Source organism: Mycolicibacterium mageritense (assembly GCF_010727475.1).
In the GTDB taxonomy this organism is placed as follows: Bacteria; Actinomycetota; Actinomycetes; order Mycobacteriales; family Mycobacteriaceae; genus Mycobacterium; species Mycobacterium mageritense.
In genome coordinates, this window is record NZ_AP022567.1 from 6,611,888 (window position 1) to 6,634,498 (window position 22,611).

The 22,611-nt window shown below is 66.2% G+C and carries 27 protein-coding genes; 12 read left to right on the forward strand and 15 right to left on the reverse strand.

Annotation, left to right across the window (positions count from 1 at the left end; genetic code table 11):
• Nucleotide 1: 1 nt before the first annotated feature.
• Nucleotides 2-868, forward strand: a complete 867-nt coding sequence (locus tag G6N67_RS31805; protein ID WP_036440303.1) for an efflux RND transporter periplasmic adaptor subunit — start codon at nucleotides 2-4, stop codon at nucleotides 866-868.
• Nucleotides 869-887: 19 nt separating this feature from the next.
• Here G6N67_RS31805 and G6N67_RS31810 read toward each other — a convergent pair whose 3' ends face one another.
• From G6N67_RS31810 to G6N67_RS31820, 3 genes are all read right to left on the reverse strand, one after another.
• Entirely contained in the window at nucleotides 888-1,469 is a 582-nt protein-coding gene (locus G6N67_RS31810; protein ID WP_036440300.1) for a TetR/AcrR family transcriptional regulator, read from the reverse strand.
• Nucleotides 1,470-1,478: 9 nt separating this feature from the next.
• A complete protein-coding gene (locus G6N67_RS31815) occupies nucleotides 1,479-2,540 on the reverse strand; it encodes an alcohol dehydrogenase catalytic domain-containing protein (RefSeq protein WP_036440842.1) in 1,062 nt (353 codons plus the stop codon).
• 78 nt (nucleotides 2,541-2,618) lie between these two features.
• Entirely contained in the window at nucleotides 2,619-3,512 is an 894-nt protein-coding gene (locus G6N67_RS31820; RefSeq protein WP_036440297.1) for a phenylalanine 4-monooxygenase, read from the reverse strand.
• A 226-nt stretch (nucleotides 3,513-3,738) separates the two neighbouring features.
• On the opposite strand from G6N67_RS31820, the gene G6N67_RS31825 reads away from it, so the two are divergent.
• The 3 genes from G6N67_RS31825 to G6N67_RS31835 all read left to right on the forward strand — a co-directional run bounded on the left by G6N67_RS31825 (nucleotide 3,739) and on the right by G6N67_RS31835 (nucleotide 5,970).
• Nucleotides 3,739-4,080 (forward strand): ArsR/SmtB family transcription factor, encoded by a 342-nt coding sequence (locus G6N67_RS31825; RefSeq protein ID WP_036440294.1) that lies wholly within the window; start codon nucleotides 3,739-3,741, stop codon nucleotides 4,078-4,080.
• Nucleotides 4,077-4,547 carry an SRPBCC domain-containing protein gene (locus G6N67_RS31830; RefSeq protein ID WP_036440291.1) on the forward strand — a complete coding sequence of 157 codons (471 nt, stop codon included), beginning with the start codon at nucleotides 4,077-4,079 and terminating at the stop codon, nucleotides 4,545-4,547. Before G6N67_RS31825 ends, G6N67_RS31830 begins: the two co-directional genes overlap by 4 nt.
• 355 nt (nucleotides 4,548-4,902) lie before the next feature.
• A complete protein-coding gene (locus G6N67_RS31835) occupies nucleotides 4,903-5,970 on the forward strand; it encodes an acyltransferase family protein (RefSeq protein WP_051579197.1) in 1,068 nt (355 codons plus the stop codon).
• Nucleotides 5,971-6,031: 61 nt separating this feature from the next.
• Here G6N67_RS31835 and G6N67_RS31840 read toward each other — a convergent pair whose 3' ends face one another.
• Nucleotides 6,032-6,769 carry a dienelactone hydrolase family protein gene (locus G6N67_RS31840; RefSeq protein ID WP_036440288.1) on the reverse strand — a complete coding sequence of 246 codons (738 nt, stop codon included), beginning with the start codon at nucleotides 6,767-6,769 and terminating at the stop codon, nucleotides 6,032-6,034.
• 404 nt (nucleotides 6,770-7,173) lie between these two features.
• On the opposite strand from G6N67_RS31840, the gene G6N67_RS31845 reads away from it, so the two are divergent.
• Complete coding sequence (locus G6N67_RS31845; protein WP_036440286.1) at nucleotides 7,174-7,671, forward strand: DinB family protein; 498 nt, start codon at nucleotides 7,174-7,176, stop codon at nucleotides 7,669-7,671.
• Here G6N67_RS31845 and G6N67_RS31850 read toward each other — a convergent pair whose 3' ends face one another.
• Nucleotides 7,672-8,172, reverse strand: a complete 501-nt coding sequence (locus G6N67_RS31850) for a GNAT family N-acetyltransferase (RefSeq protein WP_163642372.1) — start codon at nucleotides 8,170-8,172, stop codon at nucleotides 7,672-7,674. It abuts the gene before it with no gap.
• Nucleotides 8,173-8,315: 143 nt separating this feature from the next.
• Between G6N67_RS31850 and G6N67_RS31855 the strand changes: the two genes are divergently transcribed.
• Both G6N67_RS31855 and G6N67_RS31860 read left to right on the forward strand, forming a co-directional pair.
• On the forward strand, nucleotides 8,316-9,521 hold the full coding sequence (locus tag G6N67_RS31855) for an NAD(P)/FAD-dependent oxidoreductase (RefSeq protein ID WP_036440283.1): 1,206 nt from the start codon (nucleotides 8,316-8,318) through the stop codon (nucleotides 9,519-9,521).
• Nucleotides 9,522-9,598: 77 nt separating this feature from the next.
• The gene (locus G6N67_RS31860) at nucleotides 9,599-10,513 is read left to right on the forward strand and encodes an MBL fold metallo-hydrolase (protein ID WP_036440280.1); all 915 of its coding nucleotides are present in this window, start codon (nucleotides 9,599-9,601) and stop codon (nucleotides 10,511-10,513) included.
• A 148-nt stretch (nucleotides 10,514-10,661) separates the two neighbouring features.
• On the opposite strand, the gene G6N67_RS31865 is transcribed toward G6N67_RS31860, so the two are convergent.
• Nucleotides 10,662-11,513, reverse strand: a complete 852-nt coding sequence (locus G6N67_RS31865; RefSeq protein ID WP_036440277.1) for a phosphotransferase — start codon at nucleotides 11,511-11,513, stop codon at nucleotides 10,662-10,664.
• 477 nt (nucleotides 11,514-11,990) lie between these two features.
• Here G6N67_RS31865 and G6N67_RS31870 point away from each other — a divergent pair, with 477 nt between their 5' ends.
• A complete protein-coding gene (locus tag G6N67_RS31870) occupies nucleotides 11,991-12,335 on the forward strand; it encodes a hypothetical protein (RefSeq protein WP_036440274.1) in 345 nt (114 codons plus the stop codon).
• A 26-nt stretch (nucleotides 12,336-12,361) separates the two neighbouring features.
• On the opposite strand, the gene G6N67_RS39345 is transcribed toward G6N67_RS31870, so the two are convergent.
• From G6N67_RS39345 to G6N67_RS31890, 4 genes are all read right to left on the reverse strand, one after another.
• Nucleotides 12,362-12,826 (reverse strand): cupin domain-containing protein, encoded by a 465-nt coding sequence (locus G6N67_RS39345; protein ID WP_036440271.1) that lies wholly within the window; start codon nucleotides 12,824-12,826, stop codon nucleotides 12,362-12,364.
• Complete coding sequence (locus G6N67_RS31880) at nucleotides 12,823-13,752, reverse strand: NADP-dependent oxidoreductase (protein ID WP_036440269.1); 930 nt, start codon at nucleotides 13,750-13,752, stop codon at nucleotides 12,823-12,825. Before G6N67_RS31880 ends, G6N67_RS39345 begins: the two co-directional genes overlap by 4 nt.
• Before the next feature lie 102 nt (nucleotides 13,753-13,854).
• Nucleotides 13,855-14,721, reverse strand: coding sequence for an RNA polymerase sigma factor SigJ (gene sigJ, locus G6N67_RS31885; RefSeq protein WP_036440266.1), 867 nt, complete (start codon nucleotides 14,719-14,721; stop codon nucleotides 13,855-13,857).
• 90 nt (nucleotides 14,722-14,811) lie between these two features.
• On the reverse strand, nucleotides 14,812-16,062 hold the full coding sequence (locus G6N67_RS31890) for a S1C family serine protease (RefSeq protein ID WP_407663379.1): 1,251 nt from the start codon (nucleotides 16,060-16,062) through the stop codon (nucleotides 14,812-14,814).
• Nucleotides 16,063-16,526: 464 nt separating this feature from the next.
• Here G6N67_RS31890 and arr point away from each other — a divergent pair, with 464 nt between their 5' ends.
• A complete protein-coding gene (arr, locus tag G6N67_RS31895) occupies nucleotides 16,527-16,946 on the forward strand; it encodes an NAD(+)--rifampin ADP-ribosyltransferase (protein WP_036440263.1) in 420 nt (139 codons plus the stop codon).
• Nucleotides 16,947-16,954: 8 nt separating this feature from the next.
• Here the strand turns inward: arr and G6N67_RS31900 are convergent, their stop codons facing one another.
• A complete protein-coding gene (locus tag G6N67_RS31900) occupies nucleotides 16,955-17,791 on the reverse strand; it encodes a DMT family transporter (RefSeq protein WP_110798661.1) in 837 nt (278 codons plus the stop codon).
• A gap of 2 nt (nucleotides 17,792-17,793) precedes the next feature.
• Nucleotides 17,794-18,303 (reverse strand): MarR family winged helix-turn-helix transcriptional regulator, encoded by a 510-nt coding sequence (locus G6N67_RS31905; RefSeq protein WP_197747944.1) that lies wholly within the window; start codon nucleotides 18,301-18,303, stop codon nucleotides 17,794-17,796.
• Nucleotides 18,304-18,397: 94 nt separating this feature from the next.
• On the opposite strand from G6N67_RS31905, the gene G6N67_RS31910 reads away from it, so the two are divergent.
• On the forward strand, nucleotides 18,398-19,036 hold the full coding sequence (locus tag G6N67_RS31910; protein WP_179976768.1) for an FKBP-type peptidyl-prolyl cis-trans isomerase: 639 nt from the start codon (nucleotides 18,398-18,400) through the stop codon (nucleotides 19,034-19,036).
• A gap of 30 nt (nucleotides 19,037-19,066) precedes the next feature.
• Nucleotides 19,067-19,672, forward strand: coding sequence for a class I SAM-dependent methyltransferase (locus G6N67_RS31915; RefSeq protein ID WP_036440254.1), 606 nt, complete (start codon nucleotides 19,067-19,069; stop codon nucleotides 19,670-19,672).
• A 33-nt stretch (nucleotides 19,673-19,705) separates the two neighbouring features.
• Here G6N67_RS31915 and G6N67_RS31920 read toward each other — a convergent pair whose 3' ends face one another.
• Both G6N67_RS31920 and G6N67_RS31925 read right to left on the reverse strand, forming a co-directional pair.
• Nucleotides 19,706-20,116: a transglycosylase family protein gene (locus tag G6N67_RS31920; RefSeq protein ID WP_036440828.1), complete on the reverse strand. Its 411-nt coding sequence runs from the start codon at nucleotides 20,114-20,116 to the stop codon at nucleotides 19,706-19,708.
• 371 nt (nucleotides 20,117-20,487) lie between these two features.
• Entirely contained in the window at nucleotides 20,488-21,717 is a 1,230-nt protein-coding gene (locus tag G6N67_RS31925; protein ID WP_036434004.1) for a transposase, read from the reverse strand.
• 103 nt (nucleotides 21,718-21,820) lie between these two features.
• Here G6N67_RS31925 and G6N67_RS31930 point away from each other — a divergent pair, with 103 nt between their 5' ends.
• A complete protein-coding gene (locus G6N67_RS31930) occupies nucleotides 21,821-21,991 on the forward strand; it encodes a hypothetical protein (RefSeq protein ID WP_163642374.1) in 171 nt (56 codons plus the stop codon).
• 87 nt (nucleotides 21,992-22,078) lie between these two features.
• Here the strand turns inward: G6N67_RS31930 and G6N67_RS31935 are convergent, their stop codons facing one another.
• Nucleotides 22,079-22,561 carry a DinB family protein gene (locus G6N67_RS31935; RefSeq protein WP_051579195.1) on the reverse strand — a complete coding sequence of 161 codons (483 nt, stop codon included), beginning with the start codon at nucleotides 22,559-22,561 and terminating at the stop codon, nucleotides 22,079-22,081.
• Nucleotides 22,562-22,611: the final 50 nt, after the last annotated feature.

Consider the following 22,611-nt stretch of genomic DNA (forward strand, 5'->3'; position numbering starts at 1 on the left):
CATGACCGTCGAAGACGACCTCGACTCGCTCTACGGCATGCAGCCTGACGAGTTCACCTCGCGCCGCAATGAACTCGCGGCGGCTGCACGCAAGCGCGGCGACGCCGAGGCGGCCAAGGTGATCGCCGGAGCTCGGCGACCGACGACGGCGGCATGGGTCGTGAACCGGCTGGCCCTGACCGACTCGACAGTGCGCCCGCGGTTGGCGGAGCTGCACGACGCCCTGAGTACCGCACACGCAACCATGGACGGGCAACGGATCCGTGAGCTGTCCGTGGTCCAGCGGCGGCTGGTGCAGGAACTGGCCCGCGCAGGGTTCGCGGCCGCGGGATTGGCGGATCCGACGGCGGCCGTGCGCGACGACGTCACAGGCACACTGCAGGCGGCCATCGCAGACCCCGAGGTCGCCGCACGCTTGGGCCGGCTGTCGAAACCCGAGGAGTGGTCAGGTTTCGGCGATTTCGGAGCGTCGTCCGCGGTGGTGACGCATAGCCGGTCCGATACCGGGTCGGCGTCGCGGCGTTCCCCGTCGTCGCCGAAAGGCAAACAGCCACCACCGGACGTCGCCGCGATCGAGGAGGCCCGACGCAACCGCGACGCCGCCGCATCCCACGTGGCTGCCGCACGCACCGCGCACGACGACGCGCGCGCGACAGTGACCGAATGCCGGGGCAAGGTGACGACCGCACGACGGCGCTACGAGAAACTGCTCGAGACGCTCGCCGCCGCCGAGCGCGACGTCGAGGCTGCCGCGACTGAGCTCGACGCCGCGCAGCGATCGGAAAAAGCAGCGAAGAGCACGTTGGAGAATGCTGAAACCACTCTGGCGCAGGCTGATTCGCGGCTGGAGCAACTCACCGGCGGTTGACAGTGCGCAGTTCAACCCGCTACGCCAGGAGTGTCATCGCAGGCTCGATCAGTGCCAGTAAACGCTCACGGGGAACACCGTCTCGCGCCTGAACCGATATGCCGTGCAGCATGACGGCATAAGTGTCGCCCAGGGCCTGCGCATCGGTCCCCTCGCGAAGTTCGCCCGCCGCGACCGCGATGCGGAGACGTTCGACCAGTGAGTCGGTGCGCTTGCGCCGGTGCTCGGCAAGCCATTGTCGGACCGCGTCGTTGGCCGGTGAGCAATTGGTGGCGGAGCTGACCACCATGCAGCCGCGGGCACCGCGTTGCGTGTACACGTCGACCGCTTCGCGCAGTATTCGTTCGATCGCGCGGCGAGCCGTCGGTTCTTCGGCGAGCGCGCGGTCAGCGAATCCTCCCTCTTGCTGTTCGTACCGCTCGATCGCCTCCCGGAACAACGCCTCCTTCGAGCCGTAGGCCGCGTACAGCCGGGCAGAGGCCAGCCCGGTCGCCGACACCAGATCGCTCATGGAGGTGCTCTCGTACCCGTGCTCCCAGAACACCTGCTGGATCTTTTCGAGCACTTCACCTCGGTCGAATTCCCTTGGCCTGCCGGTCATCAACTCACCTTAGAATCGGTCGATCACCACGACACCGGCGGTGCCGAACGACTCCATCGAACCGAGCACCGAGCTGACCTCATCGAGGCCGACGGTATGGGAGACGACCTCGTCCGGGTTGAGCCGGCCGGCTTCGATCATCGCGAGCATCGGGCCGAATTGGTGCCCCGCCATGCCGAATGCACTCAGGAACTCCAATTCCTTGATCAGCATGAGATCGATCGGAACCGCGATCTGACCGCCGTCCGCTGCAACGGTGTGGCCCAGCTGCAGGTGACGACCGCGGGTCCGCAACGAGCGCACCGACGCTTGGCAGGTATGAGCCAGTCCGATCGCATCCACCGACACGTGGGCGCCGCCACCGGTGAGCTCGACGATCTCGGCGGCGGCTTCGGGCGCCGCTGCCGTGGTGGTGTGAACGGCTCCGAGCCGGCGTGCCGCGGCAAGTTTGTCATCGGAAATGTCCACTGCGATCACGTTGGCGCCGGCGGCTGCCGCGACCTGGACTGCGGACAAGCCCATGCCTCCCCCGGCGCCGTAGACCGCAACCCATTCACCGGGACGTACCCGCGCCTGGTCGACAATGCCGTGAAACGCCGCGATGTAGCGGCACCCGAGACTGGCCGCCGCGACAAAGCCCAACGACTCGGGCAATGCCACCATGTTCGCGTCCGCGAAGCGGACAACCACGTATTCGGCGAAGGCGCCCCAGTAGGAAACGCCCGGCACCAACGTGGCGCCGTGTTCGCATACGTGCTGATGCCCCGCGCGGCACGTCGCACAGTCGCCATCCCCTGGATTCATCGGAAACGTCACCCTGTCGCCCGCATGCCACCACCGGACCTCAGAGCCGACTTCTTCGACGACACCGGCGAATTCGTGCCCCAGAACGAACGGCGTTGTGACGCGCGGGCCGCCTGCCCAGAAATTTCCCGACCACAGCGCCCAGTCCGTACGGCAGATGCCGTTGGCCATCACGCGCACAATCGCCCCGTCGGCGGGGCAACTCGGGTCGGGCACATCTCGAACGACCAATGGCCGAGCGAGCTCTTCGATCACCGCAGCGCGCATGACCGCCTCCATTCTTTGTCAATCGACAAAGAATAGCGTATCGGCTCACCTTTCGGTCACCAGCAGCGACCGCCGCGGTCAGGTGGGCGCGGAGGCGTCGTGCAACAGACGCTCCACCATGTGGTCGTCGACTTCGGCGAAGAACGCGCCGATCACGTCTTCGACCTCGTCGAACCCGTCGGCACAGAAGAGCACCGGCTGGTAGTGCGTGATGTCGTACGTCTGCACGCCCATCCGTCCGACATCGAGTGGGCGCAGGTCGGCGGCTTCGATCTGCTGGATCTCCCCGTACGACGAAAGCAATCCCGCGCCGTACGTGCGCACTTCGCCGTGTTCACGTACGACACCGAATTCCAGGGAGAACCAGAACACCTTCGACACAAACTCCAGCGCCTCGAGGGTTTGCACTCGTCGGGCCGCCTGCCCGGCCAGCCGGTACAGCGTCGCGAAACGATCGTGGGCCAGGCAGTTGCCGTGGCCGACCACCTCGTGGATCAAGTCGGGTTCTGGCGTGTAGAGCGGCACCGAGTGGTGCCGGATGTACTGGGTCGAATGGAACACTCCGTCCGCGAGCGATCCGTAGAACTCCCGCAGGGGCACCAACCCAGCCGCGGGCACGTACTGAAACCCGGTGAGCGGCCCGAGCATCTCGTTGACCTCGACCAGCTGCGGGATGTGGTCCTCTGGAAGCCGAAGTCGCTCTCGGCCCTCCAGGTACGTGGCGCAGGCTCGGCGTTGGTGGAGGTTGTGGAGCTCAGCGCAGGCGATGCGCCACACTTCCTGCTCCGCGTCGGTATAGGTCGCAATCGGCGGTGGCGTGCCAGGCCGCCAGTCCATGGCGAGCGCGGCCAGCGCGTTGCGGCGAGCACGGTATGCCGGATCCACCGCGCCCGGGTGGTCAGCCGCCAGATGAACGGTGACGTCGTCTCCCGTGCGCGTCACCGGCGCGTAGAGCTGTCCTTCTTCGAACATCGCTGCCTCCCGGGTGTCCGGGCGTCGCACAGTGCGGCGTCGTTCGTCACCGGCGGCCGCTTCGGATACGCCGCAGCCGCCGTTGGGCCGGTTTCGTGGCCTATCAACCAGGATATGCGTGGCCTCGTCACGGTGCCGGATGGTGCCGTTGCGTGTCCCCGACGTCGCACCAAACCACAATACTTAGCTCTTGCGCTAAGCATTGCAATGGTAGACACTTAGCCTCATGGCTCAGTATTCAGCCACGCTCGATGGGGTCTTTCTTGCTCTGGCAGACCCCACCAGGCGGGCCGTGATTCACCAGCTCGGTCGAGGACCGGCGAGTGTCGGCGACCTGGCCCGCGAGGCCACGATGACACTGCCCTCGTTCATGAAGCACGTGCGGATGCTGGAATCCACTGGGCTGATCCGCACGGCGAAAGTCGGCCGTGTACGCACCTGCAATCTCAACCCGGACCGGCTCGCCGTCGTCGACGACTGGCTCACGCAGCAGCGGCGCGTCTGGGAGGGCCGCACCGACCGGTTGGAACATTTCGTCACCAATCCCAAGGAGGGCACCGCGCCATGAACCCTGATCTCGACCTCAGCATCGAACGGATCATCCGCGCACCCCGCAAGTCCGTATGGGATGCCTGGACCGACCCCGCGAGCCTGGCGCAGTGGTGGATACCGGCGCCCACGGTGTGTCGCGTCGAGCGTTTGGAGGTCCGTGCGGGAGGTGCATTCGTGACCCGGATGAGCGACGACGGCGTCGCGTTCGTCCCTCATCTCGATGCGTGCTTCCTGCTGGTGGAGGAGTTCGAACGGTTGGTGTTCACCAACGCCGTGGACAGCGCGTGGCGTCCGGCCGACCCCGCTCCCATTTCGATGACGGCCGAGGTCACGATGCGTGATCACCCGGAGGGCACCGCATACCGGATCATCGCGCGCCACGGCGATCCCGCCGCCCGCGACCGGCACGCCGAGATGGGCTTCGCCGACGGCTGGGGCACGGTGGCCGCCCAGCTTGCCCGGTATGCGGAGACCGCGCGCTGACGACGGGATGCCCCCTCGTCAGCGATTTGGCTCACCACGATCTCAGACCTGGATCTTTCGCTGCTCTGGTGCATACGGGTTCGTCGACGTCGGCGGACCCGCACCCCAACGCGCATCGCCGAGGGGTTGCGGGCAACAAGCCTGATTTGCGGCAAGACTAGGCTTCGTCGTCGGCTCGACAGCACAGAGAATTTGCGACACTTCCGGCATACGGGCATGCACGCCAACGCCTTTCACGTGCCGACACACCGTGCGCCTGCTGGTATCGCGCGCAGGCAACTGAGCACGGGACAGGCAACGGCCGGGGCGGTGCCCTATGTTCTTAAGCAGAGCACCTGATCTGCCCGGGGGGATTATGAAGCTTGGCCACGTATTCGACCGTCACTACAATGCTCTCACCCTGTGGCGACTCGTTCTCGCGACCGGGGTGGTCTTCTGGCATTCCTGGCCGCTGACGGGCCACGAGATCCGCTACGCGCCGGTTGCCCGGTTGCTCAGCGACATGTTCGCCGACGGATTCTTCGTCATTTCAGGATTTCTCATCACCGCCGCATGGATCCGCCGTCCACACCTCAAGGAGTACTGGGCATCTCGACTCTTGCGGATCTTCCCAGGTCTGTGGGTATGCCTGCTGGCAATTGCGTTCATCATCGCACCGATCGCCGCGAAAATTCAGCACACCTCGGTCACGCTGGCCGCAGAGCTCGGGTATTTCGCCAACAATGCCCTGCTCAACGTCGCCTACATCGGGATCGACGGAACGCCCACGGGTGTGCCGTATCCCGGCGTCTGGAACGGATCGATCTGGACTCTTTTCTTCGTGCTGTTGTGCGATGTCATGGTTTCGGTGCTGGGGATCGTCGGCTTGTTGAAGCGGCGCTGGACAATTCCGACCCTGTTCGTCCTGGCCATCTGCTGGTGCGCCTACGTCTCGTACACGCCGCCACTGCACAGCTGGCCGCAGATGCTGGCCCGGTTCAGCGTCGTGTTCCTCGCCGGTGCAATGTTTTACCAGTATCAGGACAAGATTCCGGCACGGTGGTCGCTGGTCGCGCTCTGCGCCGCCATAGTCGCGGCGTCCGGATTCACCCAGAACTACCGAGCCATCGGGGCATTGCCGCTGGCTTACGTCATCATCGTCTCGGGTGCGCTCATCCGCAAAGCGCGGCTGCGCAACGATTTTTCCTACGGTGTCTACATTTACGCATTCCCGATCCAACAGTTGCTGGCAACCTGTGGTCTCGCACCGTTGAATCCTTTCGCGTTCTTTGCCATTGCCACCACAGCTGTCATGCCTGTGGCCGCCTTGAGTTGGTTCGCCGTCGAAAAGCGAGCCGCGGCACTGAAGAACCGGATTTTTCGAAGGTCCACCACGCCCTCGGCCGGCCAAGACCTCACGTTGCAACGCCAGACCGCCCAATAGGTCGACGCGGTATCGGCGACCGGCCGGCGCCGGTCGCCGATACCCGTTCACTCGTGCCGGCCTACCCGAGATTCCTTGGGAAGAAGCGAGTGTCGATCCGTCCATCTGTCGGCACCTGACGATGCCCGCCGGGGAAGGCCAGCAGCACCTTGTGCCGCGAAGCGAAGGTTTCGAACAACTCGAAACCGAATTCGCGCGGTATTTCCTTGTCGTCCAATGGAAGCAGGAACTCGATCGGGATGGTTACCCGTTTCGCCGCCTCGCGCAGCGCGTCGTGTGCGGACACCCACCCGAAGACCGCGGCGGTGATCCGAGGTTCGACCGCAGCGAGCGGTATCCCGATCGCACTGGCCAGCGACATACCGGAGTAGCCGATCGGGGCATGACGGCCTATCTCGGGAAGGCCTTGCAGGGCGTCGATGGTCGCCCGCCATTCGGGAACAGCGCGTTCGGCCACCGACTGGCAGTAGTCGGCGAGGATTCGGCCGAACGCCGGACTCCCCTCGTCCCGGGCCCGACGAAACTCGGCGATGAGGCGGTCGTCGTGCGCGCTTCGTGGTCGACCGCCGTGTCCTGGCGCGTCGATGGAGGCGACGTGGAAACCGTCAGTGGTCACCGAGGAACGGGCCCGGGCCACGTGTGCGGGGGCTTTCTTGTCCAGACCGCCGGGGTGGCCGGCCAGGATCAGGGGCGCGCCATCTGGACCGGAGTCCGGCGACCAGAGCACACCGGTGATGTCACCGAGGGTGAAGGTACGTTCTACGACGCCGTGTGATGATCTCTCTGAGGTGAATTGCATGGTGCTGCCTTTCGGGATTGCCGTTGCTCAGGCGCTCCCGGCGACACCTACGTCAACCACCGAACCGTGAACACGAGTGGGAGCACCCACCTGGTTACTGCGTTCATGGGTCTCACCTCCTCACGTGCTGTCACGGTTGTGGGCACGCTACCAATGCGGACAGAACACCGTCCAACTGTTTTCTCCGCGCACGGCGCCATCGACGTATGGCCTGCAATCACCATCTTCGGCATACTGATCCTGGGTAGCCCACGCTCGATCTGCGATTCGCGCGGGCACATCTCCCATCCCGGTTGTTCTCTGACACCGGACGCTCTCCAGGTTTGATCGACGTCGCGGCGTGGCATGCTCGCGCGATGCGGCCGACACGGACCCAGCCACACCCCAGAATGGAGTGAAAGATCTTGAGTACCACACGAATTACCAACGGAACCGAACGCGAGATCGTCGAGAACATGCTCGATCGGAACCGTGCAGCGCTGATCCAGACCGTACGCGGCTTGTCCGACTTGGATGCCCGCCGACGGCTCGTCGCTTCGCTCACGACACCGATCTCGTTGATCAAGCATGCCGCTGCCGCGGAACGGATTTGGTTCCAGCGGTTCTGGGCAGGACTCGACGAGTCCGAATGTGACGGGTACTCGCGCCGCGACGAGGGTACCTTCGCCGTGGGTGACGACGAGTCGCTCGCAGGCGTCATCGCCGAGTTCGAGCGCGCCAGTGGGCGATCGCGCGAGATTGCCTCCCGATTCGACCTCGATGACACCAAGGAGAATCCGCGCGAGGGCACGGTCAGCATGCGATGGACCCTGCTCTCGATGATCGAAGAGTTCGCCAGGCACGCGGGCCACGGCGATATTCTCCGCGAGCAGATCGACAACGGCCAGAGTAATGAGCGATAACTATTCGCGATTCAGTGTCAGCTGCAAAAACACGATTCCCTTCATCCCGCTGGTCGCAGTCTCTGAGTCGGCGAACTGCGGAGCGTCGCGGAATCCGGCGGAACGATAAAGGCGCAGCGCCGCGGTCATGAATGAGGCTGTTTCCAGCCTCACGACGTCAAATCGTTCGAACCGCGCGACGTCAAGCAAGCGATCGAGGAGGGCACGACCGATGCCGAGGCCACGAGCGCTGGGCGCTACGTACATGCGTTTGATTTCGCCGGTCCGGGGTCCGGCCCGTTTAATGCCTGCGACTCCGACCGGTTCGCCACCGGCGTAGGCGGCCAAGAGCCGCCCCGGCGGAACCAGGAACCGCACCGACTCCTCCCGAAACAATCGGTTGTGATGAAGCACCGCCTGCTCCGGGTCACCGAAATCGACACCGTTGTCTGCCGCCATGCGCTCCACGACCATCCGCACGTATCGGTCGAGCAGGGGCTCGAGCTGCGCGAGGCTCGACACGGACCGGATCTGAAAGCCACTCACAACTCGAGGTCACGAACCGCCGCGCGTCACGGTTCACTGCGCACGACGCATCGACGCTCCGTCACAGTGATCTGCGGCACGTGCTGTCACATCTGGGCGACCGGCGGTGTCTTGGGGGCATGACTGCTCACAACGCAACACAGCACACAACCAAGGTCGTCGTCATCGGCGGTGGCTACTCCGGAACGCTTGCGGCCAACCACCTGCGCATGCGGGGCGACATCGACATCACGCTGGTCAACCCGCGGCCGAGGTTCGTCGAGCGGATCCGGCTGCACCAGCTCGTCGCCGGTACCCACGAGGCCACCGCAGATTACGGTCCGCTCCTGGGTGAGGACATCAAACTCGTCGTCGACACCGCAACCCGCATCGACGTCACCAATCGCACCGTCGAACTCGCGAATCGGCCGGCGCTCGAGTACGACTACGTCATCTACGCGGTCGGCAGCACCGGCCAGGTACCCGCGTCGGTACCGGGCGCAGCCGAACACGCCTATCCGCTGGCCGAATTCGAGCAGGCTCAACGCCTGCGCGGCGTGATCGAGGATCTGCATCCGGATGCGCCGCTCACCGTCGTCGGCGCCGGGTTGACCGGCATCGAGGCCGCCACCGAGCTTGCCGAGCAGGGCCACAACGTCACTCTGGTGTGCGGCGGCCGGCTTGGGCCGTACCTGTCCGAACCCGGACGACGTTCGGTCGCCAAGGCGCTGCGCAAACTGGGCGTCACGGTGCTCGAGACCGACGTCGTCTCGGAGGTGCGGCCGCATGCGGTGGTGTTCGCGGACGGCGCGGTACGGCCCAGTGCCGCGACCATCTGGACCGCCGGGTTCGGCGTGCCCGACCTTGCGACCGCGAGCGGACTGCACACCGACGAGATCGGGCGGCTGCTCACCGATGAGACCCTGACGAGTGTGGACGATCCTCGCATCGTCGCGGCCGGTGACTGCGCGTCACCGTCGGGCGTACCGCTGCGCATGAGCTGCCAATCCGCCTCTCCGCTGGGCGCGCAGGCGGCCAACACCATCCTGAGCCGGGTGGCCGGCACCACGCCTGCGGTCATCGACCAGGCGTTCAGCGGAGCGTGCATCAGCCTGGGCCGGAAATCGGGCATCCTGCAGTTCGCCCGCAAGGACGACACGGCGGTGAATGTCCAGTTCCGCGGCCGCGTGGTCGCCTCGGTCAAGGAAGCGGTGTGCAAGGGCACGCTCTGGGCGTTGCGCCGAGAGGCCGCAAAGCCGGGCTCCGCGGTGTGGCTGAAAGGCGGCCCACGGCCCGAGCAAGCGGTCGGTACCCAAGGCGACAGCATGAACCGGGTCGCTGGATAACTCCCGGCGCGGCAGGGCGTTCCAACCAAGCGACAGGTCGTTTCCACCATGTCTTCACGCCCTCAGGAGGAAAACACATGAGCTTGGACAGCATTTCGCACCTTGGCAGCCAGGCTGTCGACGAGTTGGTTCCGTCGCGCTACGCGGTCCAGGTCGGTGACATCGACGTGCTGGTGATCAGCGACGGCGTGTTACCGATCACCGCGTCGACGTTGGCCACCAACGTCGACTCGTCGAAACTGGCCGGCTGGCTGGACGACAACTTCCTGCCGCCCGAGGTGGTGGACTGGCCGCTGAACGTCGTGGTGGTGCGCAGCGGCGACCGGACCATCCTGGTCGATGCGGGACTCGGCCTGGAGTTCCCTGACTTTCCGCGAGCCGGACAAACGGTCCAGCGATTGGAGGCCGCGGGGGTCGATCTCGCATCGGTGACCGACGTGGTGCTCACCCACATGCACATGGACCATGTGGGTGGGCTGCTCACCGAGGGACTCAAGGAGCGGTTACGGCCTGATCTGCGGGTCCACGCCGCGACCGCGGAGGCCGAGTTCTGGGCGTCGCCCGATTTCTCCCGCACCGTCATGCCGCAACCGATACCGGACGTACTCCGCCGCGTCGCCACGCAGTTCCTGGACGAATACCGCGGCCAATTGCGGACGTTCGAGAACGAGTACGAGGTGGCGCCGGGCGTGCTGCTGTCGCGCACCGGCGGTCACACGCCCGGGCACAGCGTGGTCCGTCTGGAGTCCCGCGGCGACAAGTTGACGTTCGCGGGAGACGCCGTCTTCGCGCCAGGGTTCGACAACCCTGACTGGCAGAACGGATTCGAACACGACCCCGAGGAGGCGGCCCGCGTTCGCGTCGGTCTCTTGAGAGAGCTGGCGGCGCGCGGCGAGTCTCTTGTGGCCACCCACCTGCCGTTCCCGTCGGTGTGCCGGGTAGCCGTTGCCGGCAACGCTTTCCGGTGTGTACCGGCCGTGTGGGACTACTGAGCGCACGAACGCGACTTCGGACGCATTCGGCCACCGGCCCGAATCGGTGAACATGCGCGCCGCATCCAGTCCGCTGGATTCGGCGGCCTGTTCACCGACCCGGGCCTCCCCGCGTCTCTCGACGCGACGGTTGCCGCCAGACCTTCGATCAGAACAGCGTCAACGCCTCGGCGATCATGCGGTGCCCTTGATCCTCGAACTGCTCGTCGCCGACCTGGTAGGCCCAGACAGCAGTACCGATCGCTTCGTGCAGCGCGAACATGCGCCACTGTTGCGGCGTCCGCGGATCGCCGCCGTATCCGGCGAAGAACGCCTCTTCCAGGCGGGGATCCTGTCGCCATTGCTGCGCGGCGAGCCGGCAGAAATCGCTGACCGCGGGCCGCCACGCGAAGCGGCCGAAATCGATGACCTTGAGCGTGCCGTCGTCGATGAGCCAGTTCCTGGGTTGCCAGTCACCGTGCGTGGGCACCACCACCACCGGCCTCGCTCGATGCGCAGCCAGGATGGTGCGCAGCCGGGCAACGGTTTGCCGCTCGATCCGGTGTGGCTTGTCCAGCCAGCTCTGTGATTTCGCGACGGCAGCGGCATCCCACTCGGGGTCGATTCGGTGGGCTTGATCGTGAAACACCCGAGCAAGCTGGCCCGCCTGTCGATAGGTGTCAGGAGCGGACTCTGCATCGCCGCTCATGACCAACGATCCGTCCAGATACCGGGTCACGAGCAGATTCGCGGTCACGTCGTGGTGAAGCAGCTGCGGGGCGTGCCCCGTGTGTGCCAGACAGTCGGTAAAACCCTGATACGCATGAATCTCTCGGGCGATGTGGTGATTGCCCGGACCCGCGGCCTTGACCACCACCCTGCCGTGGGCGGAGTCAACGTCGAGGACCGCCGTGTCGACGAGATTCCAACTCATGTCTCGGCGCAGACGAGCGTCGGGAAGCCAGCGGGCAACGTGGGCGGCTTGTTCGTCACTGAGCCGCTCTGCATGCCATGACTGCACACCGCAACGCTATCTTGCGGCGCCGGACGCCACGCAATGTCCCGCCGTCGCGCCAGCGCGGCGTTGCCGGCGTGCGCAGGGGGCCGCACGGCACCGACCTAACGCCCACATACCAAAGGGCACAACACCTTCGGCGCGCCTACCTCGGCAGGGACGCAGGCAAACACTACCCCGGCTCATGATCGTGGCGTGGGACATTTCCGACAGCTGAATCGACTTTGTCCGCGGATTGAGGTGCGACAGCATGGTTCTCAGCGCCGCCACCGATGCGCCACGATTCGCATCGACAGCCGCCCCGCCGCCCCGTGCGCTGAACTTTCTCCACACCGTTTTTGTCGCTGACGTCAACATTGCGTCTCCGTCAGCGAAGTTCCGGTTTCTGCCCGTATCGGCCGGCGACCTGCGACCATGTTGGGTACCCGATCGACGATGGCAAATGCCACATGACTCGTGCGGCCCCGCTGGAAGGAGCGATGGATGAGCTGGGTGATGGGTTCCGAAGTGCGCGGCGCGCTGACCAGAACAGCTGTGGCCGCAGCGATTGCCGGGTCAGCAGTGGTGGGCGTGACCGTACCGGCGTCCGTGACGCTCGTAGGCGCCGGGCTGCCAGGCATCCCGATGCCTCTCGATCCACTCAGCCCCGACGATCCGGCGTGCGCGACGGAGGGGTGGAATCCGGCCTGCTTCGGCGGCATCTACGACACGCCGGCAGACGACGGGATACCGGGAGACAACGCGGCAGAAGGCGGGATCCCGGCCCCGGCGATGGTGCCGAACGTCGACGGTTCCCTGAGCCCGCCCGGCACGCCCGGGGCAATCTGAGTGAGCCATCCGCGACCCCGGCCGATTCACGGGTGCGGATCGTCCACTTTCAGGTTGTCGCCGGTGTTGGCGATGAAAACCACCAGGAGCCTGGCAGGTTCGGTCTGACTGACGTTCTCGGTCAGAACGTGGTGGGCGCCCGGCTGCTCTACCCAGTTCTCGCCTTGGCGGTAGATACGGTCCGGCGCGTCGTCGACCTTGCTGCGCATGTCGCCCTCTAGCACGAAGGCGTACACGAACGCATCACCGTGTCGGTGTGGCACGGCGCGTGCGCCGGGCGGGAAATCGACGATCGTCGAAGTGAACGTCTTCCCTGGCACATTCGGCAGCGCCTGCTCGATCAGCGGGGTCAGGGTTTCGGCTGGTGCCTGCGATGCCGTGGTGGCCACCGGCGTCGGGGTGGGAGCGGGTTGCTGTGGCGCGGCGCAGGCCGGGAGCACCGCGACCGCGGCGACGGCGAGGATGCCACCCGCAATCCGTGGGCCGGTCACGAGCGGCCTCCTTCGGCCACGACGACGATCGTCTTGCCGGGGACACGCTTGCCGGGGGCAAATGCGGCAGGCGCTTCCGCGAGCGGCACTACCGCGCCGATGATCGGCTTGATGCGCCCGTCGCGCAGTCGCGACGCCAGGTCGGCGAGGCGTGTGCGGTCCGGTTCGACGACGAAGAACACCGCGCGCCCCTCCTCGGGCCGGACTCGGGGTGGTTCGGCGATGGTGACGAGCGTGCCGCCGCTGCGCACGAGGCCCGCCGAACGGGCCAGGATGTCTCCTCCGATCACGTCGAACACCACGTCGACTTCCCCGGCGTCCTCGAGCTTCTCGGACTCGAGGTCGAGGAAGGTGTGGACGCCGAGTTCCAGCGCCCGCTGCCGATCGGCCGCGCGACCGGTGCCGATGATGCACGCGCCGGCTTCACGGGCAAGCTGTACGGCGATCGACCCGACGCCACCCGCGACGCCGTGGATCAGCACCGTCTGGCCCGTGCTGAGCTGACCGTGATCGAACAGGCCTTGCCAGGCAGTCAATCCCGAGATCGGTACCGCGGCGGCCACCGTGTGATCGACATCGGCAGGCAGCGGTGCGAGGTTGCGCGCTTCGACAGCGGTGTACTCGGCGAGTGTGCCGTCACGCGTCCAGTCGGCAAGGCCGAACACCCGCTGGCCGACGGTCAGCCCGGTGGTGCCGTACCCCAGTCCCACGACAACGCCCGAGAACTCGTGGCCGGGCACGCTCGGCGTCCGGTCTCGCCCGGCGCGATCGGTCCACGTACCCGGCCAGTCCAACTCTCCCGGGGTGAAGCTCGCCGCGTGCACCCGTACGACGACGTCGTTCTCGGCCGCGTGCGGGTAGGGCACCTCGGTGAGCGACAGCCCCGCTACGCCGGCGTCCCGGTCACGAACAGTGATGGCTTGCACAGCAAATCCTCTCCCTTTGAGGGTGTGTCGATCGCAACGCGTGGTCGGGCCACCGCGTGTTTCTCATCAGGGAGACGAGCCAGCACCCGCGGGTGTGACAACTCAGACGTGAGAAAGTTTGTCCGGGTTGATGACCCTGCGATACGCACTGATCAGCCCGTCGGTGATCTGCACCGTGTCGACCGAGTAGACGCCACCCTCCCGGTGGAAAACGAGCGCCAACTCGCCGCCGACCTCGACGAAATCGATCCGGTCCGCGCGCCACTGGCGGCCGACGCGCACCATCACCTCGGCGACCCGCTCGCCGCCGTGGATGAGTTTGCGTGCGGCGAACACCTCGCCACCCCCGTCGGTCACGTACACGGCGCCCGGATGCAGAAGTGCGACCAAACCGGCCATGTCCCCGGACTCGTACGCCGCGCGGAACGCCACCAGCACCCGCTCGCGCTCGGCCTTCGAGGCCCGGGGCGCGGATTCCTTTGCCTTGGCAACACGCCGGCGCGCCCGCGAGGCAAGCTGCCTCGCGGCCGGTGCGGACACGTCCAGCACGTCGGCGATCCGGCCGAACTCGATCCCGAACACGTCGTGAAGGACGAATGCCACCCGCTCCGGCGGGCTCAGCTCCTCCATGACGAGCAGCATCGCGGTGCTCACGGACTCGTCGACGAGGACCGGCTCGGACGCGTCCGGTCCTGTCAGCAACGGCTCCGGCAGCCATGGCCCGACGTAGCTCTCGCGGCGCAGGCGCGCACTCTTGAGGATGTCGTAGGACCGTCGCGCTGCCACCGTGACCAGCCAGGCCCGCAGATCCTCGATCTGCTCCAGGTCTGCCGCGGCGGCCCGCAGCCATACGTCCTGGGCCACGTCCTCGGCATCGGCGACCGTGCCCAGCAGCCGGTAGGCCACCCCGAAGACCGCCGGACGATGACTCTCCCACTCGGCGCCGAGCGTGTCCTGCTGATCGGGCATGCACGTCACCCTTGCAGATGGTGATGGGCCAAGAGCCACGAACCCGGTCGGGTTCGTGGCTCTTGCGTGGGTGGCGGGGTGCCGGCGCTGTCAGGACTGCAGCTGCCCCAGCGTCACCTGCACGGTGCGCGATGCCCCGGACGGGTCGTCGTAGGTCAGCGTGACGTTGTCCCCAGGCGCCTTGGACCGCACCTGTGCGACCAGGGCCTCGGGTCCGTCGATCGGCTTGCCGTCGAGCTTGGTGATCACCGCGCCCTCGGGCAGACCTGCCGCCGCAGCCGGGCCGCCGTTGACGACACCCGCCACCGGCGCCCCGTGCGCATCTGTGCCGGTGCCGAGCTGCACGCCCAGCGATGCGTGCTGGACGGTCCCGGTCGAGACCAGTTCGTCGGCAATGCGTTTGGCTTGATCCACCGGGATCGCGAAGCCCAGGCCGATCGAACCGCTCTGACCGCCGCCCTGCGAACCCTGTCCGCCGCCCAGCGACGCGATCGCCGAGTTGACCCCGATGAGGTCGCCGTTCATGTCCACCAGTGCGCCACCGGAGTTGCCCGGGTTGATCGCGGCGTCGGTCTGGATGGCGTTCATCACGGATTGCCCGCCGCCCTGCTCGTCACCGGTCGCCACCGGGCGATCCAGCGCGCTGATGATGCCGGTGGTCACCGTCCCCTGCAGGCCCAACGGTGAACCGATCGCGACGACGTTCTGGCCCACCCTCAGATCCTTCGACGAACCGATGGTGATGGGGGTCAGGCCGGACACATTTTCGGCGCGCACCACGGCCAGGTCGTCGTCGGGATCGGTGCCGACAACGGTGAACGGAACGGTGCGGCCGTCGGAGAAGGTCACGGTCGCGGCCGCGTCGCCGTTGGTCTGGCGAGATGACCGGGCGGTCGGCCCGTCAGACGGAGCCTGCCGGCCCTCGCCCGGCCATTGACCGCCGGGGAACAAGCCAGGCGGGAGGCCCGGGAACTGCTCACCGGGCGCGGAGTCGGCACCCAACGGCGCCTGCGCCTGCCCGTTGTCGGCGGCCTCGGCCACAACATGGTTGTTGGTGAGGATCAGCCCGTCGGCGCTCAGCACGATGCCGGAGCCCTCGGCGCGACCTTGCCCGGTCTCGATCTGCAGTTTCACCACGCTGGGCAACACCTTGGCCGACACCTGCTCGACCGACCCGGTCGGCGCCGCATTCCGCGGCGGTGTGGAATCCGTTGCCGGCGTGGGTTTTCCAATATGCTGTGATGCCTGCGGATCAAGTGCGGGTTTGCCACTGTGATCGATCACCGCCACCGCCGATGCGGCACCGGCAACCATCGCCACCGCGGCGGTTCCGACGAGCACGCCCACGCGGGATCGCTTGCGCGGCGGCGGTAGTTGCTGCCCGAGCGGCGCCTGGAAGGGCGTCGTCGCATCTGGGTGCGCGAAGTACGGCGGGTGATACCCGCCTGCGGCCTGGGGTGATTCGTGGTGCCGCTGATACCCGGCGCGGCTCCACGGACTCGGGTTCTGGTTGTCTGCAGCCTGTTTCGGTGGCCACTCGTCGCCGGTCCGCTCCGACGAGCTCCTTGACCAATAGCTCATTGCGATGGTTTCTACTTCCTCGAGACGCCGATAGTCGTGCGCCGTACCGGCGCCTGGAAGTAGGTTGCCTGCGTCGACTGAGGCTTTGCTGAGAATGAGTTCGGCGCTGTCGAAGACTTTCACCGCCGTTGTCCCACTCTCACCATAAGCCAGCAAGGGGGCCTTGCCGCAAGCCCCCCGACCTGCTGCACAATCGTCCGGCCAACGAGAACCAGGGGGTTGTAGTGACGAAGCCTTTCGAAGTACACGAGTCCGGTGCGCTCCTGCACGGCACCAAGGCCGACCTGTCGGTCGGTGACCTTCTGGTGCCCGGGCAGCAGTCGAACTACGAGGCAGGACGCATCTCGAACCACGTCTATGTGACGCACACATTGGATGCCGCGGTGTGGGGCGCGGAACTGGCCAAAGGCGATGGGCGCGGCCGGATCTACATCGTGGAACCGCTGGGCGCGCTCGAAGACGACCCGAACGTGACCGACAAGAAGTTCCCGGGCAATCCGACGCGTTCCTACCGCACCCGAGAGCCGGTCCGAATCGTCGGCGAGATCACGGATTGGGTGGGCCATACGCCCGAGCAACTTCAAGCGATGCGCGACGGCTTGGCTGACCTCGCGCGCCGCGGCCTCGCCGTGATCTACGACTGAATCACCGGTCAACGGGCGACCAGCATGGCGATCGATGCTCCGGCACCGGCCAAGCCGAGCGTTTGACGTCTCGACGGCCGCTCGTGCAGCACCACGATTCCCAGTGCCACGGGCACGACCGGGTACAACGACGACAAGACCACAGCCACCACGTCGAGGTCGAGCTGCGCGGCGACCTGGTACGCGATGAGCGCGAGCACCGCCATGACGATCGTCGCGCCCGCGCCGGCGGCGATCCGCGGCGGCAGGCTCAATGAGACGGACGCGGGCCGGAAGAAGACCAGCGGGAGCAGGGCCACCACCGCGGCGGCTCGGCCCGCCGCCACCGGCCAGATTCCGGATTCCGCGTCCGCCTGCGCCAGCGCCGCGTATTGCAGCGCGATGCCCACGCCCGCCGCGAGGCCGTCCAGAGCGGCCGTCGGACGCCGACCGGACCCGTCGGACGCGCCTGCGACGAGCCACAGTGCAGGCAGCGCGACGGCTACCCCGACCCAGGCGAGGACCGACGGCCGTTCACCGCCCACGAGAACCCCGACCAGCACCGGGATACCCATGCCGCACACCGCCGAGATGGGCACCACGACGGCCATGGCGCCGTGTGACAGGCCGCGGAACAAGAACAGCGTCCCGATCCCGGAACCGACTCCCGACAATGCGCCCCAGGCGAGGTCGTCGAGGTCTGCGGTGCGCGAGACGACGACGGCAGCGGCGACGGCGAACGCGAGACCACACAGATAACCCCAGACCGTGATCGCCAAGTAGCCGGCCCTGCGGGACAGCAAGCCGCCGACGAAGTCCGAAATGCCGTACAGGGCAGCGGATCCCAGTGCCAGCAGGGTTCCCACGATCAGACCGCAGCTTCGCGCTCGGCCCGGCCGACCGGGCAATAGGACTGGTCGACGCAGGCAGCACGATCACACAGCCGGCACAGCAACTCCGAGTTGGGCTGCTCGGAATAGATTGCGGTGAGCAGCTTTTCGAGGATATGCGTCAGGTGCACGGCCTCGCTGTCGTCGAGGGCGGCGACCAGGCTGTGCAGCCATCCCTGGCGGGCCTGCACCGCGCCGAGCGCCACGTCACGGCCACTGGCGCTGATCCTGACGATGCAGTCACGTCCGCACCGGGTCGACCGGCTGGCATGACCGGCCGCTTCCAGCGAGTCGACCATCCGAGCCGCCGCCGATTGCGAGAGACCGACCCGCCGCCCGAGATCGGTCACTGTCACACCGTCGCTGTTGCTCAGCACCACCAGCGCGGCAGTGGCACTCAGGCTCAGACCGGTGTGCGTCACGACATCGGCGATCACCCTGCCGTTGATGGCCAGGGCGGCCGCGCCGAGCAGATTTGCCGTCCTCATATGCATGAGTCATGCATTCCCGGCCTCGCGTGGGTCAAACATGCCAGTCGGCGCTGCTGACCGCCCGCACCCGCGGGCTGTAGCGTGGACCGCCGTGAACTCCCCTCGCGTGTCTTCATCTGTTGTGCTCATGGCCTGCGCCGCATCGTTGGCCGTGACGCTCGCCGCGTGCGGGTCCGACACAAAGTCGGACTCCTCGTCGGCCGGCCCGTCCTCGTCCTCGATGGCCGAGGTGTTCGTGCCTTCCCTCACCGAGACGGCGACCGAGACCAGCACGTGCCCCACGGCCGCGCCGCAGAACGCCGGCGCACCCGAGTGGACGTTGTCCGGAACCACGGGCAGTGTGGCCGTCACCGGATCCACCGACACCGCGAGCCCAGTCGTCACCGTCGACGGACCGTTCAACGTGGCCGAGACCCAGGTGCAGACGCTCAAACCGGGCGACGGGCCCGTCGTCGCCGACACCGCCAAAGTCTCGGTCTGCTACATGGGCGTCAACGGACGTGACGGCACGGTATTCGACAGCAGCTATGAACGGGGCGCCCCGGCAGACTTCCCGCTCGACGGCGTCGTACCAGGCTTCCAGAAAGCCATCGCGGGCCAGAAGGTCGGCTCAACCGTGGCAGTCGCCATGACATCGGCCGACGGGTACCCGCAAGGCCAGCCGGCCGCCGGGATCCAGCCCGGCGACACCCTCGTCTTCGCGATCAAGATCCTCGACGCCTCGAGCTGAGCACCGCCGCCCGGTTGAGACAATGTCCGTATGGTCGAGCAGAGCAACTGGATGCGGAAGGTCGCGGCCGACCCTAGGCATTCGCACTGGTACATCGAACGCTTTCGTTCCATGGCACGTGCCGGTGCGGACCTGGCGGGCGAAGCCAGGCTTGTCGACGCCATGGCGCCCCGTAATGCGCACATCCTCGACGCGGGCTGCGGCCCCGGCCGGTTGGGCGGCTACCTGGCCGCCGCGGGCCACCGCGTCGTGGGGGTCGACGTGGACCCGACGCTGATCGCAGCTGCCGAGCACGACCACCCCGGGCCGCGCTGGCTCGTCGGCGATCTCGCGGAGCTCGACCTGCCCGCGCGCGGCATCACCGAACCATTCGACGTGATCATGTCGGCCGGCAACGTCATGACGTTTCTCGCCGCGAGCACCCGCGTGCAGGTTTTGACCCGCCTTCGCGCCCACCTGGCGGGCGACGGCCGGGCGGTGATCGGATTCGGCGCTGGTCGCGACTACGCGTTCACCGAGTTCCTCGACGACGCCGCCACAGCCGGGCTGACCCCAGACGTATTGCTGTCCTCCTGGGATCTGCGCCCGTTCACGCACGACTCCGATTTTCTCGTCGCGGTTCTGCGGCCGGAATGATCGAAAATCTACCGCTCCAAGGGTTTTCAGGCCTCAAGTCAACGGTCTGAGCACCTCGGTGCACAGCCGCGGCAGATTGCCGAGCGGAATCCACGCCAATAACGAGCGGCACGTGCTTGCCGCCGTCGCCACCGGCCCACCGCAGACGGGCCACGCTCCGATTCCCTGAGTCTGCAGCACATTACGGGCCACCCGGATCTGCTCCTCCCTGCTCGCCTCGGCAGGCGATCCGCGACCGCCGTTCGCGGCCCAGGTGGCCGGGGTGAACTGGAGGCCGCCGTAGAAGCCGTTGCCGGTGTTGGCCGCCCAGTTCCCGCCGGACTCGCATTGGGCCATTGCATCCCAGTTGGGCTCCGCTCCGGCAGCAGGAACCTGCAGGGCTGTCTGGGTCACGGCGATCGTGCCGATGATCGCGACCACCGCGACGACCTTGCGCACGCGCATGTCGATCCCTTCGTCGCGTCGTGCGCCCAGGCGCACGACCGTAAAGGCATAGGCGAAAAACGAATTCCCGCCCCTATCGCGTTACAGAGTTTACCCATGAGGCATGAGTTAAATACCCGTGCTAGAGAGTCTAATTATCTTCTATGAGTTTATTTAATAGTTATGTGCCTCATGAGGTGATTGAGGCCATCGGCGACGCCGTAACCCCAGGTCAATGGCTTCGACGGCGCACACGGCGCTGGCGCACAGCCAGGCCGCAGAGTTGCGCAATTCGCCTATTGCCTCATGTCAATATGTCCGCGGGGGGATTCGTTGCCTCATTTGGAAAGTGCCCGGCTGGGTTCGTTGCCTCAGATGAGGGTGTCCGGGTTTTAGGCGCTGGGGGTGGAAATATTCGTTGCCTCACCTGTCGGTGTCCGGCCGAGGCGGGCGATCAGCCGCGGACCGGCTTTGCTGGTGGTCAGGGTGAGTAACTCGCCGCACAGGGCCTGAATGTGGCGTTGCAGGGCGGCGGGGTTGAGCTCGGCGTAGATCTCGGCGAGGTGTTTGACTTCCTCGGCGGTGACTGTCGCATCCCGCTGGGCACGCCGGTACGGGGTGGTGGCCTCGTCGTATTTCTTGGTCACCTTCGACCCCCTGCGGACCTTGGACTCGAGTTTCTGTTGCGGGTAGAAGTAGTTGGCCAGCGAGGACTGCAGCACCCAGATCTTGTTGAGCAGCACCAGTTCTGCGGCGGTGTCGTAGCGGTGATAACCCACCATTTTGCGCACCGCTGACCAGTTCTTCTGCTCCACGTGACAGCCATCGTTCTTGTGGCCCACCCGCGACCGAGTGAACGTGATGTGACGCTTACGGCACCACTCCAACAGGTGGAAGTTGATGAATTCCGAGCCGTTGTCCGAATCGACCCCGCGGATCGGAAACGGCATCACCGCCGCGATCTCATTGAGCGCCGCCATCACCCGCTTTTCGCCTTTGCCCAACACGGTGCGATTCTCGGTCCACCCGGTGGCGATATCGGTGACCGTCAATGTCCAGCCATGCACCCCGGCGGGATTACCGCCGTCATTGCTGACCAGGTCGATCTCGACGAACCCCGGCACCGCATCATCCCAGGCCGCCCACGTGCGCACCGAGATCTGACTTTTCAGCAGGGTGCCCGGCTTGGTGCCAGAACGGCCCTTGAGCTGGTGTTTCTTGCGCTCGGCGGCCAATCGACGATCGATGGTGGCCGCCGACATCCCCACCAGCATCCCCGCCGTCGCGTCGTCGATGACCAGTTCTCCGCAGCGGCGCAGCACCACCACCAACTCGCCCAACATCGGCGCCACCCGCTTACCCGCCGCCATCCCCAACACTTCCCAGCAAAACACCAGTGCCTCAAGAACATCCGGCCCATACGTGGGTGGCCGCGACCGGCGAGCCCGCACCGCACGCGGACGCAGGGCCCCGCGCAACGCCCGGCGGGCATGATCACGATGCCACCCCGTCGTCGCACACAACTCATCAAGAATCCGAGACTTCTCAACCCGACCGGCCTGCACATACCGCACCGCGATCGCCCTGGTCACCGCCCTGCGCTCCGTCAACGTCAACCCCATCCCTCGGCGCTAACCCAATCCCTAACCCCACACCCCACCGACACGCCGGGCTCACCCGGGCATTTTCAAATGAGGCAACGAATCAGCGAAACGGACATATTTGATGAGTCAACGCGATTCGCGACAATATGTGGCAGATGTTCTGAATGGTGCAATCGCTGCCAAAGGGGCAGCAGTGATGGAAATTAATATTGTGACGTATGTGGTTGATGATATCGATGTGGTTATTGTGCATCAGATTTGTTCACGCATTGACGGGCCGGCACCGCGCTGACGGGTCGGACTTCGTCGAGACCGACACCAGGGACAAATCGCGCCACACCTTTGTTCCTGGTGTCAGTCTCGGTGCGCGCTGCCCGGCTCAGACGCCGGTCGTCCCGTCGATCCGCTCGCGGATCAAGTCGGCGTGGCCGCAATGCCGTGCGTACTCGGCGATCATGTGCGTATAAATCCAACGCAGGCTGACCACACCGTCCATGAACGGACTGGTGTCCTCCAGCTCCCGAGCCGCACAATTGGCACGCGCGCACCGGATTTCTTCGCGCCAGACGTCTGCCGCAGCCCGGTACGAACCGTGCTGCGACAGCTCGAAGCCACCGTCGTGGCCCTCAGCGTGATTTCCCGGGCCATAGATCGGCGGGGCCGATTCGCCTGCCAGGACGCGCCGAAACCAGTTGCGTTCGACCTCGGCGACATGCTGAACCAACCCCAGCAGCGTCATCGTCGACGGTGGCACCGCGGCAGTGCGCAACTGTTGGTCGTCGAGCCCCTCGCATTTCAATGCCAAAGTCGCCCGGTAGAAATCCAGCCAGCTCTCCAGCGTGGTGCGCTCATCTGCATTCATCGGTGGTGTGAGACGCCCTGTCGATGTCACAGGCACCGATGATGCCAGCG